This window comes from Aeromonas veronii, from assembly GCA_041319085.1.
Lineage (GTDB): Bacteria > Pseudomonadota > Gammaproteobacteria > Enterobacterales > Aeromonadaceae > Aeromonas > Aeromonas veronii_F.
Window position 1 is genome coordinate 963,116 of sequence record CP101033.1, and the last position, 15,131, is coordinate 978,246.

13 protein-coding genes and 1 pseudogene are annotated in these 15,131 nt (G+C 61.2%); 6 read left to right on the forward strand and 8 right to left on the reverse strand.

The window, feature by feature from the left end; all coding sequences use genetic code 11:
- Window positions 1-30 precede the first annotated feature (30 nt).
- The gene (pnp, locus tag NMD14_04820) at window positions 31-2,178 is read left to right on the forward strand and encodes a polyribonucleotide nucleotidyltransferase (GenBank protein ID XEI33750.1); all 2,148 of its coding nucleotides are present in this window, start codon (window positions 31-33) and stop codon (window positions 2,176-2,178) included.
- Between the two features lie 235 nt (window positions 2,179-2,413).
- On the opposite strand, the pseudogene NMD14_04825 reads toward pnp, so the two are convergent.
- Window positions 2,414-3,501: pseudogene (locus NMD14_04825) on the reverse strand (ketoacyl-ACP synthase III).
- Between the two features lie 226 nt (window positions 3,502-3,727).
- Here NMD14_04825 and NMD14_04830 point away from each other — a divergent pair.
- From NMD14_04830 to NMD14_04840, 3 genes are all read left to right on the forward strand, one after another.
- Entirely contained in the window at window positions 3,728-4,669 is a 942-nt protein-coding gene (locus NMD14_04830; protein XEI33751.1) for a LysR family transcriptional regulator, read from the forward strand.
- A 128-nt stretch (window positions 4,670-4,797) separates the two neighbouring features.
- Window positions 4,798-5,406 (forward strand): LysE family translocator, encoded by a 609-nt coding sequence (locus NMD14_04835; protein XEI33752.1) that lies wholly within the window; start codon window positions 4,798-4,800, stop codon window positions 5,404-5,406.
- A 97-nt stretch (window positions 5,407-5,503) separates the two neighbouring features.
- Window positions 5,504-7,363 carry a U32 family peptidase gene (locus NMD14_04840; GenBank protein ID XEI33753.1) on the forward strand — a complete coding sequence of 620 codons (1,860 nt, stop codon included), beginning with the start codon at window positions 5,504-5,506 and terminating at the stop codon, window positions 7,361-7,363.
- 66 nt (window positions 7,364-7,429) lie between these two features.
- Here the strand turns inward: NMD14_04840 and NMD14_04845 are convergent, their stop codons facing one another.
- Together NMD14_04845 and NMD14_04850 are read right to left on the reverse strand one after the other, a co-directional pair.
- Window positions 7,430-7,903 (reverse strand): methylated-DNA--[protein]-cysteine S-methyltransferase, encoded by a 474-nt coding sequence (locus tag NMD14_04845; protein ID XEI33754.1) that lies wholly within the window; start codon window positions 7,901-7,903, stop codon window positions 7,430-7,432.
- Window positions 7,900-9,453, reverse strand: a complete 1,554-nt coding sequence (locus NMD14_04850; GenBank protein XEI33755.1) for a helix-turn-helix domain-containing protein — start codon at window positions 9,451-9,453, stop codon at window positions 7,900-7,902. Before NMD14_04850 ends, NMD14_04845 begins: the two co-directional genes overlap by 4 nt.
- A 209-nt stretch (window positions 9,454-9,662) precedes the next feature.
- On the opposite strand from NMD14_04850, the gene NMD14_04855 reads away from it, so the two are divergent.
- Entirely contained in the window at window positions 9,663-10,064 is a 402-nt protein-coding gene (locus tag NMD14_04855) for a glyoxalase/bleomycin resistance/dioxygenase family protein (GenBank protein ID XEI33756.1), read from the forward strand.
- A 134-nt stretch (window positions 10,065-10,198) separates the two neighbouring features.
- Here the strand turns inward: NMD14_04855 and NMD14_04860 are convergent, their stop codons facing one another.
- The 4 genes from NMD14_04860 to NMD14_04875 form a co-directional block, all read right to left on the reverse strand.
- Window positions 10,199-11,677 (reverse strand): carboxypeptidase M32, encoded by a 1,479-nt coding sequence (locus NMD14_04860; GenBank protein XEI33757.1) that lies wholly within the window; start codon window positions 11,675-11,677, stop codon window positions 10,199-10,201.
- Between the two features lie 138 nt (window positions 11,678-11,815).
- On the reverse strand, window positions 11,816-12,397 hold the full coding sequence (gene smrA, locus NMD14_04865; protein XEI33758.1) for a DNA endonuclease SmrA: 582 nt from the start codon (window positions 12,395-12,397) through the stop codon (window positions 11,816-11,818).
- 187 nt (window positions 12,398-12,584) lie between these two features.
- Window positions 12,585-12,764: a DUF3149 domain-containing protein gene (locus tag NMD14_04870; GenBank protein ID XEI33759.1), complete on the reverse strand. Its 180-nt coding sequence runs from the start codon at window positions 12,762-12,764 to the stop codon at window positions 12,585-12,587.
- A 136-nt stretch (window positions 12,765-12,900) separates the two neighbouring features.
- The gene (locus NMD14_04875; GenBank protein XEI33760.1) at window positions 12,901-13,788 is read right to left on the reverse strand and encodes a TraB/GumN family protein; all 888 of its coding nucleotides are present in this window, start codon (window positions 13,786-13,788) and stop codon (window positions 12,901-12,903) included.
- Between the two features lie 88 nt (window positions 13,789-13,876).
- On the opposite strand from NMD14_04875, the gene NMD14_04880 reads away from it, so the two are divergent.
- Window positions 13,877-14,209 carry a DUF1904 domain-containing protein gene (locus tag NMD14_04880; GenBank protein ID XEI33761.1) on the forward strand — a complete coding sequence of 111 codons (333 nt, stop codon included), beginning with the start codon at window positions 13,877-13,879 and terminating at the stop codon, window positions 14,207-14,209.
- Between the two features lie 91 nt (window positions 14,210-14,300).
- On the opposite strand, the gene NMD14_04885 is transcribed toward NMD14_04880, so the two are convergent.
- Window positions 14,301-15,128 (reverse strand): SDR family oxidoreductase, encoded by an 828-nt coding sequence (locus NMD14_04885; GenBank protein ID XEI33762.1) that lies wholly within the window; start codon window positions 15,126-15,128, stop codon window positions 14,301-14,303.
- Between the last annotated feature and the right edge of the window lie 3 nt (window positions 15,129-15,131).

Here is a 15,131-nt window from a genome sequence, read left to right on the forward strand (position 1 = left end):
AAAGAGCCAAATTGTAAAAAGGAAATTCACGTGAATCCTATTGTAAAGTCATTCCAGTACGGTCAACACACCGTCACGCTGGAAACCGGTGTGATGGCCCGTCAAGCCACTGCGGCCGTTATGGTCAGCATGGACGATACCTGCGTATTTGTGACCGTAGTTGGCAAGAAAGAGGCCGATCACGGCCGTGATTTCTTCCCGCTGACCGTCAACTATCAGGAGCGTACCTATGCTGCTGGTCGTATCCCGGGTGGTTTCTTCCGTCGTGAAGGCCGTCCGAGCGAAGGCGAGACCCTTATCTCCCGTCTGATCGACCGTCCTATTCGCCCGCTGTTCCCGGAAGGCTTCCTCAATGAGGTTCAGGTCGTTGCGACTGTTATGTCCGTGAATCCGGCCGTATCCCCAGACATCGTTGCCATGATCGGTGCCTCTGCGGCACTGGCAATCTCCGGTATCCCGTTTGGTGGCCCGATTGGCGCTGCTCGCGTGGGTTACATGAACGGTCAGTATGTGCTGAACCCGACCACCACCGAACTGCCGCAGAGCGATCTGGACCTGGTGGTTGCCGGTACAGCCAACGCGGTACTGATGGTTGAGTCCGAAGCGGCCATTCTCTCCGAAGAGGTGATGCTGGGCGCCGTGGTATTTGGTCACGACCAGATGCAGACCGTGATCAATGCGATCAACGAGTTTGCCGCTGCCGTCGGCACCAAGCCGTGGGACTGGACTCCGCCTGCCGTCAACGAAGCGCTGAAAGCCAAGGTTGCCGAGCTGGCGACTGCCGAGTTGGGTGAAGCCTACCGCATCACCGAGAAGGCTGTTCGTTACGAAACCATCGCTGCCATCAAGGGTCGTGTGGTTGAGCAAGTTATCGCGTCCGGCGTGGAAATCGACGCCAAGAAGATCGGCGAAGAGTTCCACAGCCTGGAAAGCCGCATCGTTCGTGGTCGCGTCGTACGTGGCGAGCCGCGCATCGATGGTCGCGATCCGGAAATGATCCGCGCCCTGAGCGTAGGTACCGGCATTCTGCCCCGTGCTCACGGTTCTGCCCTGTTCACTCGTGGTGAAACTCAGGCTATCGTGGTCGCCACTCTGGGTACCGAGCGTGACGCGCAGAACATCGACGAGCTGACCGGCAACCGTGCCGATCGCTTCATGCTGCACTACAACTTCCCGCCATACTGCGTCGGTGAGACCGGTATGATGGGTAGCCCGAAGCGTCGTGAAATCGGTCACGGCCGTCTGGCCAAGCGCGGCGTTGCTGCCGTGATGCCGAGCGCCGCCGAGTTCCCGTACGTGGTGCGCGTGGTCTCTGAAATCACCGAATCCAACGGTTCCTCCTCCATGGCCTCTGTCTGTGGTTCCTCCCTGGCGCTGATGGATGCCGGTGTGCCGATCAAAGCCTCCGTTGCCGGTATCGCCATGGGTCTGGTGAAGGAAGAAGAAGGTTTCGTGGTGTTGTCCGACATCCTGGGTGACGAAGACCACCTGGGCGACATGGACTTCAAAGTGGCCGGTACCACCGAAGGTGTGACCGCGCTGCAGATGGACATCAAGATCGAAGGCATCACCAAAGAGATCATGGAGATTGCGCTGAAGCAAGCTCGTGGCGCTCGTCTGCACATCCTGAAAGTGATGGACGAAGCCATCCAGGCTCCGCGTGCCCAAATCTCCGATTTCGCACCGCGTATCCACACCATCAAGATCAATCCTGAGAAGATCAAGGATGTGATCGGTAAGGGTGGTTCCGTGATCCGTGCGCTGACCGAAGAGACCGGCACCAACATCGAGCTGGATGATGACGGTACTGTACGTATCTCCGCCGTGGCCAACGAAGCCGCCATGGAAGCGATCCGTCGCATCGAGGCCATCACCGCCGAGATCGAAGTGAACCGCATCTATGAAGGTAAAGTGGTCCGTCTGGCCGATTTCGGTGCATTCGTCAACATTCTGCCGGGCAAAGATGGTCTGGTACACATCTCCCAGATCACCGACGCGCGCGTACAGAACGTGGCTGACCACCTGACCATCGGTGACGTGGTCAAGGTCAAGGTACTGGAAGTGGACCGTCAGGGCCGCGTACGTCTCTCCATCAAGGAAGCGAACGCCCCGACCGAAGCAGCTGCACCTGCTGCTGACGCCGCTCCGGCTGCTGAAGAAGCGCCTGCTGCAGAGTAATCTGCTTGCCTGATACCGGACCTGTTCCGATTGATGTAAAAAGTCCGGCTCCCCAAGGGGAGCCGGACTTTTTTATGCGCTCACTCTTGTCACTTCGAAGTAGGCCCTCTGCTAAGGATATGGTGGGGCATCCCTGTAGCCTCAAGAGGCCAGGTTAGAAAAGCGGTGTCACAAAAGAGGAGGGAAACGGGGCAGGGGGAGCAAGGAGCCTGAGGATTCAGGCTCCTGATGAGGATCACGCCTCGTTGGCGTGGGCCTTCTGGCACCCTTCCACGGCGTGGGCGATGAGCTCCAGCGCACTCTGGTCGCAGGGGGCAATTCGGCATCGCACGCCTTGATGGGGGTGACGCGATCGCCCCACTTGATGATGGCGGCACCCCAGGTCAGACCGGCACCGAAAGCGGCGGTCAGCAGATAGGAGTTTGGCTGGACGCGGCCCTGCTCCAGCGCTTCACACAGGGCGATGGGCACAGTGGCGGCGGAGGTGTTGCCGTAATTTTCGATGTTGACCATCACCTTCTCCATCGGCGCATTCATCCGCTTGGCGAGGGTCTCGATGATGCGGATATTGGCCTGGTGCGGCACGATCAGGTCGACCTGCTCCGGTGCAATACCGGCCTGCGCCAGCACAGTGCTGGTGGCCTCACCCATGCCGCGCACGGCGCGTTTGAAGATCTCCGGCCCTTCGAAGTTGAAGGTGAATAGCCCATCGATATCGGCAAAACGCACCCGATCGGTACCGAAGTTCGGTACGTGCAGGATCTCCCGCGCTTCGCTGTCACAGCCCAGCTTGTTGGCGATCAGGCCACACTCCTGCTCGCTTGCCTCGATCACCACGGCACCTGCCCCGTCGCCAAACAGCACGGCGGTATCGCGGCGTGCCCAGTCCAGCAGGTAGGTAAGGCGCTCGGCACCGATCACCAGCACCTTCTTCATCATGCCGGTCTGCACCAGCGAGGTGGCGACGGAGAGGGAGTAGACGAAACCGGTGCAGGCCGCATTGAGGTCAAACACGGCGGCGTTGACGGCCCCGAGCTTCTTCTGCACCGCAGAGGCCGCGCTTGGCAGCAGGTTGTCCGGGGTGGCGGTGGCCAGGATGATGCCATCGAGGTCGCTCGCTTCCAGACCTGCGCAGGCCAGTGCACGGCGACCGGCCAGAGTGGCGAGATCCGAAGTGCTGACATGGGAGATCCGGCGGGCCTTGATGCCGGTGCGCGGATAGATCCACTCGTCTGACGTATCCATGATGGTGCTGAGGTCGTCGTTGGTCAGCACGGAGGGAGGCAGGCATTTGCCCCAGCCGGTGATATTGGCGTATTTCATCTTGTTACCGCTTCTCAAAGTGGATCGCCCGCGGGCGGAAAATCGTGCAATTATGCCGTACGAGACAACCACTGTCATCTTGTGGTCATGGTTATGTGCGGGGGGCTCAGCTGTGCCATCTGGTCGCAAAGGGCTGCAAGGTGCTGAGCGTGGCTGGAAATTTTGCTTAAAACGCGGGACTCCTCTGCCCTAAGATAGGCGTTTCACCACCGATGAGGGTATCTCCTTGCTCAGAGCCAATCTCAACTTGTTGCCGACCCTCAAGGTACTGCTGGAAACCCGCAATATCAGCCGCGCCGCCGAGCTGTTGCACCTGAGTCAGCCCTCCATCAGCAAGCAGCTTGCCCAGTTGCGCAGCGAGTTTGACGACGAGTTGCTGGTGCGGGAGGGGCAACGCTGGCTGCTGACGCCAAGGGCCGAAGCGCTGGCCGCCCAGCTGGCGGATTCTCTCGGTGCGCTGGAGCGGCTCTACGAGGCCCCCGGGTTTGACCCGAGCCGCTGCGAGCGGGTATTTCGGCTCGCCTCCTCCGATTATGTGGCCCAGCATATCCTGCCCGATATCTGTGCCGCGCTCGCCAAAGAGGCGCCGTTGGCGGCGCTGGAGTACAGCCTGTGGGACAAGCGTCAGCTGCCGCAACTGTGGCAGTCCGAGCTCGATCTGGTCTCCACCATCACCGAGCAGGTACCGGAGCAGATCCGTGGTCTGCATCAGGGGGAAGATCGGCTGGCGGTGCTGATGGGATGTCACCACCCGTTGGCAGGCAAGACGCTTAATCTCGATGACTATCTCGCCTGGCCTCACCTGCAGGTGAGTGGCGGTGGTGACAAGGACAGCCCGGTTGAGCAGGTATTGGCGCCGCAGGGACTGAGTCGGCGCTGGTTTGCCAGAGTTCCCTTCTTTCAGGCTGCGGTTGAGGTGTTGCTGCGCACCGATTGCCTGATGACCACTCCGGCTCATATCGCCTGGCAGCTATCCTGTGGCCATGAGCTCACCTTTGTCGATCTGCCCTTTGCTACCCGCGACCAGCAGTATCATCTGCTGTGGCATCAGCGCCATCATCAGGATCCGGCTCACCGCTGGTTTCGCGAGCTGGCCTACCCCTTCCTGCGGGATCACCTGCAACGTACCGTCGGCGAGAGTCGCAAGCTGCTCGATCTCGGCGGTTAGCCCCAGTCAGTTGTGTGGTGCCATAGCCATTGGTTATGGAATCTATTCATAACTTTCACTACTGGCATAATGGCTCAGCCCGTACCCTGAATGCAGGTCATCATATCGAGCATATAAAGAGGAAATGCATGGAACTGACGAGTTGGCTGGCACTGGCCGCAATCTGCGTGATGGGCGCCATCAGCCCGGGGCCGAGTCTGGCGCTGATCATCCGCAACACGGTGCAGGGCGGGCAAGGGCACGGCGTCGCCACGGCGCTTGGCCACGGCCTCGGGGTTGGTATCTATGCGCTGGTCACCGCGCTTGGCCTCTCGATCCTGATCACCCAGACCCCTATCCTGTTTGATCTGATCCGCTACGGCGGCGCTGCGTTTCTTGCCTGGCTTGGGGTGAAAGCCCTGCTGGCAAAACCAGCCAGTGGTGACGCGAGTGAAGAAGTTCACCAGCTGCGTGGTCGGCAAGGGGCCTTTGAAGGTTTTATGGTGGCCTTCCTTAACCCCCAGCTGGCGGTTTTCTTCATCGCTCTGTTCAGCCAGTTTGTGCGGGCCGATACCGGTTGGAGCGAAGGGGGCATCATGATGCTCACCGCGGGCGGGATCGATGCCGTCTGGTACGTGCTGGTGGCGCTGGTGCTCTCGCGCGGGCCTGTGCTGGCGTGGCTTAAAGCCAAATCCTTTGTCATCGATAAGGTGAGCGGCTTGGTGCTGCTGGGACTGGCACTCAAGGTGGTTATCTAATCCTGCATTTTGCGGATACCTTAAGCGGGATCAAGGCACGCGGGTGGTGAATGGGCTAGAGTAGCGCCCATTTGCTGTCTGCCCTGATCCCGAGACCATGCACCAGAACAAGCACCCGTTAAGCCACAACAACCGGTTGGAGCTGCTGGCTCCGGCCAAGAACCTCGCCTACGGCATCGAAGCCATCAACCATGGCGCCGATGCCGTTTACATCGGCGGCCCTGCCTTTGGCGCCCGCAGCGCGGCGGGCAACACCATCGAAGATATCGAAGCGCTGGCGCGCCACGCCCATCGCTTCGGTGCCCAGGTCTTTGTAGCCTTCAACACCTTGCTGCACGATCATGAGCTGGAACAGGCCCGGCGCCTGACCCACCAAATATATGAAGCGGGAGCAGATGCGCTCATCGTCCAAGATATGGGGCTGCTGGCGCTCGATCTGCCACCCATCGCCCTTCATGCCAGTACCCAGACTGACAACCGCACCCCGGAGAAGGTGAAGTTTCTGCAGGATGTGGGCTTCTCTCAGGTGGTGCTGGCGCGCGAACTGTCGCTGGCGCAGATCCGCGAGATCAGTGCGGCGACCAATGTGCAGCTGGAGTTTTTTATCCACGGTGCGCTCTGCGTCTCCTACAGCGGCCAGTGCAACATCAGCCATGCCCGTACCGGCCGCAGTGCCAACCGCGGTGAGTGTGCCCAGCTCTGCCGTCTGCCTTGCTCGCTGCAAAAGCCGGATGGCGAAGTGCTGGTGGCCGACAGCCACCTGTTGTCCCTCAAGGATATGGATCAGACCGACAACCTGGAGGCGTTGATCGAGGCGGGGATCCGCTCCTTCAAGATTGAAGGGCGTCTCAAGGGGCTCGACTACGTCAAAAACGTCACCGCCTGGTATCGGCAGAAGCTGGACGCCATTCTGGATAGCCGCTCCGATCTGGTGGCTGCCTCTGCGGGTCGTTGCAGCTACGGCTTCACGCCTGACCCCAAGAAGAGCTTCAACCGTGGCAGCACCGACTACTTCCTCCATGGCCGCCAGCAGGGGATCGACTCCACCAAGAGCCCAAAATATGTGGGCGAGCCGCTGGGGCGTGTTACCAAGGTGACCCGTGACGGCATCGAGATTGATGGCAAACAGGTCACCCTCAACAACGGCGACGGTCTGGGCTTCTTCAAGCCGAATAACGAGCTGGTGGGGATGCGCCTCAACAAAGTCGAAGGTAAGCAGTTACTCCTGTCAGAACGCATGCCGGGGCTGAAGGTGGGGACAGAAATCTACCGCAACCACGATCAGGCGTTCAGCAAGATGCTGGAGAAGGCGAGCGCGGATCGCCGTATCCGGGTCGATATGGTGCTGGCAGAGTGCGATGAGGGCGTGAGCCTCACGCTCACCGACGAGCAGGGTATCAGCGCCGCGGTGACGCTGTCTTGCGACAAACAGCCTGCCGACAATCCGGAGCGGGCGCTGCAACAGGCGCGTGACCAGCTCGGCAAACTCGGCAATACCCTGTTTGTGGCGCGCAAGATTGAGTTGGCATTCACTCACCCGCTATTTATCGCCGCATCACAGCTCAACGGCTTGCGCCGGGATGGTATCGCCGCGCTGGAGGCCGCACGCGTGGCCAGCTACCAGCGCCCCGAGCGACGCATTGCCCTGCGGGATATCAACTATCCCCAGCACCGTCTCTCCTACCTTGGCAATGTGCTGAACAGCGCGGCCGAGCAGTTCTTCCGCGAACACGGGGTGGAGCAGATTGCTCCCGCCTATGAGGCGAACAAGGAGGAGCGGGAAGTGGTGCTGATGATCACCAAACACTGCATCCGCTATAGCCAGAACCTCTGCCCGAACGAGGTGCCAGGTCTCAAGGCCGAGCCGCTGGAACTCAAGATGGGTAAAGACACCTTCCGCCTGCGCTTTGACTGCAACCGCTGCGAAATGCATGTGATGGGCAGCCTGAAACGCTGATCCATGAGCCCCTTTCTCCATCCGGAAAGGGGCAATTTTTATCGCAGGTTCTCTGCCTACCCTCCTTTAATTGTCCCTCTCCAGCGCCAGCAGCGTTTTTTTAATCTCCAATCCCCCCGCATAGCCGGTCAGGTTGCCGTTTTGGCCGATCACCCGATGGCAGGGGACGATGATCGAGAGCGGATTGCGGCCATTCGCCGCGCCCACTGCCCGCACCGCATCGGGTTTGCCGATGGTGCGAGCGATATCGCTGTAGCTGCGGGTTTCGCCGTAGGGGATTTCGCACAGCGCTTGCCACACCGCCTGCTGAAAGTCGGTGCCACGGGCGGCAAGGGGCAGGGAGAAGCGCTGCAAGCGACCGGCAAAATAGGCGTCAAATTCGGCGAGGAAGGGGGCCAGAGTCTCGTGATCTTGCTGCCAGCCACTCATATCGGGCAGTGCCCGCAGGCCCGCCACAAAGTCCACGTGCACCAGACCGGATTCATTGATGGCGACCAGCAGATCGCCGCAGCGGGTCGGCAGGATATCGTAGCGGATCATGGGGTTATCTCCTGTTGTTGGCTATCCTGCTGGTTTTCGTTGCCAGTGGCACGGAGTAGCAAATCGGGCGCTTCACTCATGGCATGCCACAGCCAGCTGGCCGCATAGCTGCGCCACGGCTGCCATGCTGCGCTTTGCGCCAACACCTCTTTTACCGGCAGTTTGCTGCCGCCGCCGAGTGCCTTTTGCAGCACCAGATCGGAAGCGGGGAAAGTATCGGTATCCATCCCGCAGCGCAGCCGCCAGTAAGAGACCGTCCAGGGGCCTATGCCCGGTAGTGCCAGCAACTGCTCATCACTGGCTGTCGTGAGGGTCAGCTCACCGCTGGCCAGTGCCTGCGCCACTCCCCGCAGGGTACGAATACGGCTGCCGGGCATGCCGATGCCGTCGAGATCGAGTTCGCACAACAGGGCGGGGGTCGGTAGTTGCGCCACCCCGAATTGCGCCTCGGTGCGGGCTACCAGTCTCCCCAGTATGGTGATGGCCCCCTTGACCGAGACCTGCTGGCCGACGATGGCGCGCAGCATCACCTCGTACTCATCCCAGCCCCCCGGCAGCCGTACGCCCGGCCAGCGCGTCTGCAAACGCGCGAGCAGCGGATCCTGACCGAGCAGATCTCCAATCCGCTGCATATCGGCATCGAGATCCCACATCCTGCGCACCCGATAGAGCAGATCGGGCAGCGCCGCGAGCGGCAGATCATGGACGGTGAGCTGCAGGCTATGCCCCTTGCCCTGCGCGATACGCACCAACGCGACCTGATCGCCGACCCGGTAGCGCCGCTCATACACCTCGCCATCTACCCGCTCCAGCCCAGGGATCGCCCGCAGCCGGTAGAACGCCAGCATGGCCGCCACGTCATACGGGGGGCGGTAGGGCAGTTGCAGCGTCAGGGTTGCGCCGCGTGGCTGCGCGCTCATTTGTTCTGGCGCGTCAGCGTGCTGCTCCTGCTGGCGCAGGGTGCGCGGGGCCAGTCCGTAGGCGTTCAGCCAGGCGTCGTTGAAGCGGCGGATGCTGGCAAAACCGGCGGCAAACGCGATGTCGGTAATGGACAGCCCGGTTTCGGTCAGCAGTCGTTTCGCGAGCAACAGGCGGCGCGTCTGCTCCACCTGTTTTGGCGAGGCGCCGAGGTGCTGCTCGAATTGGCGGCGCAGGGTACGTTCGCTGATCCCGGCCTCAGCGGCCAGTTTGGCGAGCGTGCCGTCAGCCAGCTCGCCACGATCGATGCGCGCCAGCAGACGTGCCAGTTCAACCGGCAGATCGCCACGGGCGGCGGGGGCCAGCTCAGGGCGGCAGCGCAGGCAGGGCCGCAGCCCATACTGCTCGGCAGCTGCGGCGCTTTGGAAGTAGCGTACATTGTGCTCGTGCGGTGGCCGTGCCGGGCAGACCGGCCGGCAGTAGATGCCGGTCGAGAGTACGCCGGTAAAAAAACGGCCATCAAAGCGAGCGTCGCGGGCGAGCCGTGCGGCGTGGCACTGCTCGGCGCTGAGCGGGAGGCCTGATTCAGCCTCTGTAGCTGGCGGCATCGTCATGGCGTGATCTGTTGGCATCGGTGGCTCCTTGCGCCGAAAACGGGGCGGGCGCTGCGGCCCGGATGAGTGAGAGACTAAGCAGGATCGAGAGGGATGACTAGCCAGAAACGGACAGTCATTGAAATAAAGCCGAAGCCGTGTGCGTGACCCGGGGGCATGAAAAACAGATCGGTTTGGCAAGGCAAGTGTGCGAATCTGGGGTGACAACCCCCAAGGAGGAGATTGCCATGCCAGGACCCGCTCGTGCCGGTGCCCTGATCTATGCCAAGGATCCGGGCCTGCTGACCCTGTTTTACCGTACGCTGCTGCAGATGGTGGTCTGCAGTCAGGATGAGCAGCTGGTGGTGCTGGAAAACAGTGATATCCAGCTGTTGATCCACGCCATTCCAGAGCCCTATGCTGGGCAAGTCGTTATCAAGAGGCCGCCGGCGCTGCGGGAAGAGGGGGCTATCAAGCTGTTCTTCACCGTTTCCAGTCTCGCCTGGGCAGAAGCGAAAGCGGCGGATCTCGGTGGCGGCCTGCTGCCACAGCAGTGGACAGGACCCGGCTTTGTGGTGCGCAACGCCTTCGACCCTGAGGGCAATATCCTGCAACTGCGCGAGTTGCTGGGTTCCCCTGATCCCCTCTGAATCAATCTGTTAGCCACATTATGGTGAGGGCGTGCTGTGGCATAAACCGCCATAAAAATGAACCACCATAAAAACGGGGCCCTGTAGTGGTCAACTATAAAGGGCCCCGTTCTGCAGTTAGTTTGCTGCACGCATCACTTCAGATAACGCTGTTCCAGATGCTGGCGCAGCCAGTGCGGATTGAGCGCTTCACCGGTGGCGCGGCGCACCAGCTCGTCGGTGCTGTGCTGGCTCCCCTGTGACCAGATGTTGCGACCGAGCCAGTCGAAGATCTCCGGCAGACGGCCCGCTGCGATCACCTCACCCATGCTGCCCAGCTCTTTCTCGAGTGCAAAACGCAGCTGGGCGGCATACATGGCGCCCAGGGTGTAGCTCGGGAAGTAGCCGAACGAGCCGCCGGTCCAGTGAATATCCTGCATGCAGCCATTGCGGTCGTTGCCCCGGGTGGAGAGCCCCAGCCACTGCTGCATCTTGGCATCCCACAGCTCGGGGATGTCGGCCACCTCGATCTTCCCCTCCACCAGATCGCGCTCCAGCTCGTAGCGCAGAATGACGTGGGCCGGATAGGTCACCTCGTCCGCATCGACCCGGATAAAGCCCGGCTCGACCCGGCTGTAGAGCTTGGCCAGATTGTCCGGCGCAAACGCCGCCTGCTCGCCGAAGTGGTGACGAATGCGTGGTGCCAGCAGCGCGAGGAAGGCCGGATGATGGCCCAGCTGCATCTCGCAAAACAGGCTCTGGCTCTCGTGGATCGCCATGGAGCGGGCCTCGGCCACCGGCTGACCCAGCAGATGGCGCGGCAGCCCCTGCTCGTAACGGGCGTGACCGGTTTCGTGCACTATGCCCATCAGGCTGGAGACAAACTCCTGCTCGTTATAGCGGGTAGTGATCCGCACGTCGGTCGGCACGCCGCCACAGAAGGGGTGGCTGCTCACATCGAGACGGCCGTGGGCAAAGTCAAAGCCGAGCAGTCCCATCACCTCCTGACCGAGCGCCTGCTGGGTGGGGATGGGGAAGGGGCCTTGCGGCAGCAGCAGGGCATCGCCCTTTTGTTGTTCACTCACGGTCTGGATAAGAGCCGGCAGCCAGCTGGCCAGATCGCCGAAGATCTGATCGAGCCGTGCGCTGGTCATGCCCGGCTCATAGAGGGCCAGCATGGCGTCGTAGGGGCGCACGTCAAGCGCATCGGCCCGCAGTTGCGCCACGTCACGGGAGAGTTTCACCACCTCCTCGAGATTGGGGGCAAAACCGGCCCAGTCGTTTTGCTTGCGCTGGCTGCGCCAGGCGTGCTCGCACTTGCTGCCAGCGAGCGATAGCGCTTCGACCAGCTCACCGGGCAGCAGGCTGGCATCTTGCCACTGGCGCTTGATCTCGCCGAGGTTGGCCCGTTGCACTTCATCGAGCGGCTCACTCTCGGCCTTGGCAATCCAGTCGCCCAGCTCGGGAGCGGTGCGCTTCTGGTGGATCAGCAGACCGAGTTCGGCCATCGCTTCGGCGCGAGCATCGTTGCCCCCTTCCGGCATCATGGCCGCCTGATCCCAGCCGCAGATGGCGGCGAGGTGGCTAAAGCGGTGGATCTGTTGCTGATGTTGTTCAAGCTTTTGATATGACATGGGATTGTCCTTGTTATCGTCCCTGATGGTATACCGCCCCGTACCTGGCATGATCGGGGCCGTTCGATGCTAACACCGCCGCAGCATCGTTGACCACCATCATGCAGGCGGGCCAAAGGCGTGGGGGCGAGAGGCGGATTAGCCGAGCCGCTTCTGGTGCCGCTCGCGGTTTTCCGCTTTTTTGCGTTCGCTTTTGCGCAGCAGCACATAGAGGGCACCGCTGCCGCCGTGGCGACGCTCGGCACTGTGGATCGCCATGACGGCGGGCAGTTGCGGCAACCAGGCGCTCACATAGCTTTTCAGCAGGGCACGCGGGGTGCTGCGCTCCCCCTTGCCGTGCAGGATAAGCAGGCAGCGGATATCCCGGACTTCACAATCCGCAATGAACTGCACCAGCGTCTGGCGCGCCTCATTGAGGGTTTTCTGGTGCAAGTCCAGGCTGGCTTGCAGCTCGTATTTGCCGAGCCGCAGCTTCTTGTAGACCCCCTCCTGCACCCCATCACGCTTGAAGCCGATGATTTCGTGCGGATCGCGCATCTCGATGGCCTCCATGGTGAGGTGGTCGAGGGCGAGTTGCTCGGCGGTGGCAGCCTGACGGCGAGCGAGCTGCGCCTCGGTCGGGGCGGATTTGGCCGCATGGGGATGGATGTTGTCGCTGCGAATGGGCCGAACGTCGGCCACTTCATTCATAAATAGCGAGAGTTCGTCGTTATGAGACACGGCAGGCTCCCCATAAGAAAAAGTGGCGGCCATTATAACGGCCGCAACCGGCACAGAAAACGGGGAAAGGGTCAGGGGATAAGGGGCACCCGGCATGGACACTGGTGCAGTCTGGCCCGGGAATCACCGCCGCGAACCATAAAACAGCACAGGCGGTCAGTGTGAACTGCCGCCTGTGGTCAGAGGATTATTTTCCCTCTTTGGGCTGTTGAGAATGGGGTTGCTGTGAATGAGGCGGTTGCGAGTGCATCACCTTGTAGATGAAGTAGGCCGCGTAAGAGCTGATGAGCAAGAAGGTGCCGATAATCACCAGCATCGACATCAATCCCACGCTGTTGCCAAACATCAGGTCCAGCCAAAAGTCCATTTTATTGCTCCTGTCACCCGGTTGATGACAGGCATGATAAATACCTCTTTGCCCCGTCCGGGATGATCCCGATCAACTCCCTCTCAGGTTGTTTAATAACCAGCGCGATCTGTGATCGTTCTCACTGGACTCCTTGCTACCGAGCCTGCACAGGGCCCGGTGTGGTGAGCGGGGTAATGCGCCACCCTTGCTGCTCCAGCAACGCCAACAACCCCTGTTCGCCGTAAAGGTGCAGGGCGCCTACCACGATAAAGCTCTCGTTGGGCAGGGTGGACCATTTTTTCAGCCAGTTATGGTTGCGCTCGGCCAGCAGAGTCTGCTCCATCCAGCTTTGCAACGGGGGGGGAGCCATCTCCTCCTTGAGCAGATTGATCAGCGTCGCCTCATCCCCCTGCTGCCACGCCTTCATCACGGCGGCGAAACCGCTCTCCAGCATCGGCAGCTCATCCAGGGTGCTGGCGAGCATCAGGGTTTGCTTGTCACCCACGCTGGCCAGATAACCGAGCTGCTCCAGCAGGGTTTCAAAGCCCACTACCGGCTTGCCCTCTTTGGCGGCCCGGGTGGCAAAGTGCTGGTCTATCCCGAGTTCAGTCTTGAAGTCGGAGCGGGCCATGGCGGCCTGGGTCAGGGTAATGGCGGCAAACCAGGGGCGCAGGGTGGCGAGGGTAACCTCGTCGATGCCATAGCGGGCGCCCGCCATCAGGGTGCGTTGATAGAGCTCGGCAGGCAGATGATCCTTGAGCTGTTTGCCATCCACCAGCCGGGTGAGGGAGCCGGTCTGTTGCCACTGATCCGGCGTGATGCTGTTCATGTCCACCTCCATCACCAGTGCGCGGCTCTGCAGCCAGGCGCGCTCGACCGGCTCGGGCAGAGGATAGAGGGCTGGCTTGCCCGCATGGATAGAGCCCAGCAGCCAGTGTTGCTGGTTGCCCTTGCTCACCCGATAGAAGGCGGGATCGGCAAAGGCGTGCAGCGGTAACAGCAGGCAGAGCAGGAAGGCAAAGAGGGTGCGATGAAATCTCATGGGGATCCTTAATATGCGCCGGGTGACTTCTCTTGCTGACAATAACTCCTATGATAAGTCCTCATTTCAGATAACCAAGAGGTTTGCCATGCCCCATCTTCGTTTTCGCGCCGTGACGCTCGATACCCTGCAACAGGTGAGCGGCCCGCTGCTGGCCGAGCTTTGCGAGCTGACCGGCGGCAAGCCGGAGTTTGTCACCATGGAGCGGATTGATAGCTGCTGGATACGCAACGGCGAGCCAGAGGCGGGTTTTCCGTTTGTCGAGCTGCACTGGTTCGAACGGCCGCAGGAGATGCAGGACGCCGCCGCACGCCTTATCACGCGCCATTTGAAACAGGTACTGGGGGAGCAGACCTATGTGGTGGTGCAGGTGATCCCCTTGGTCAAGAGTGCCTACTACAGCAATGGCGAGCACTATTGAAGAGAGGGATAAACCAGGTTGGCGGGACGGGTGACGCCGCTACCCGGCTAACGCCACTTGGGCGGCAGGATGCTTGTCGCCCATCACGGGATCAGGCCGATTTGGCCAGCAGTTTATCGAGCCAGCGAGTGGGCAATACCCGTCGCAAGAAGGCAAACAGCCGGGTCGGAGTGGTCACCGGATAGCGCGCCTTGGGATGGGCGTGGGTCAGCGCATGGAGCAGCGGCGGGATGCAGGCTGTGCTGGAGAGGGTAAAGCCGCTGGTGGCACCCTCTTTTTCCAGCCGCGTCAGGGTCTGGCGGTAGGCCGATTGATGACGGCTCTGGGCCGGGTCGATGTGGCGTAAGAAGGCGCTGCGGGCATTGGCACGAAAACGGGTATCGATGGGACCCGGTTCAATCAGGCTGATATGTACCCCGCTTCCCGCCAGTTCGAGGCGCAGAGTGTCGCTATAACCTTCCAGCGCAAATTTGCTGGCGTTGTAGGCGCCGCGATACTTCATGGCAACCAGCCCCAGTACCGAGCTGTTCTGCACTATCCGACCCTCTTTGGCCTCCAGCATCGGCGGCAGCACCTGACGGATCAGATGGTGCCAGCCAAACAGGTTGGTATTGAACTGCTCCCTGAGCGCCTCGGTGGGCAGATCTTCCAACGCCCCGGGTTGGCCATAAGCGCCGTTGTTGAACAGGCCATAGAGGCGCCCGCCCGCCAGATGGAGCGCCGCACTGGCACCCAGTTCGATGGAGGCGGGATCCGCCAGATCCAGTTGTACTGCCAGTAATCCCTGTTGCTGCAAACGGGCCACATCTTCCGCCTTGCGCGCCGAGGCGATCACGGTAAAACCGTGCTGCCCGAGCGCTTGCGCGGCGGCTAGGCCAATACCGCTGGAACAACCTGTGATCAGAACAAAACGGGGCATGAT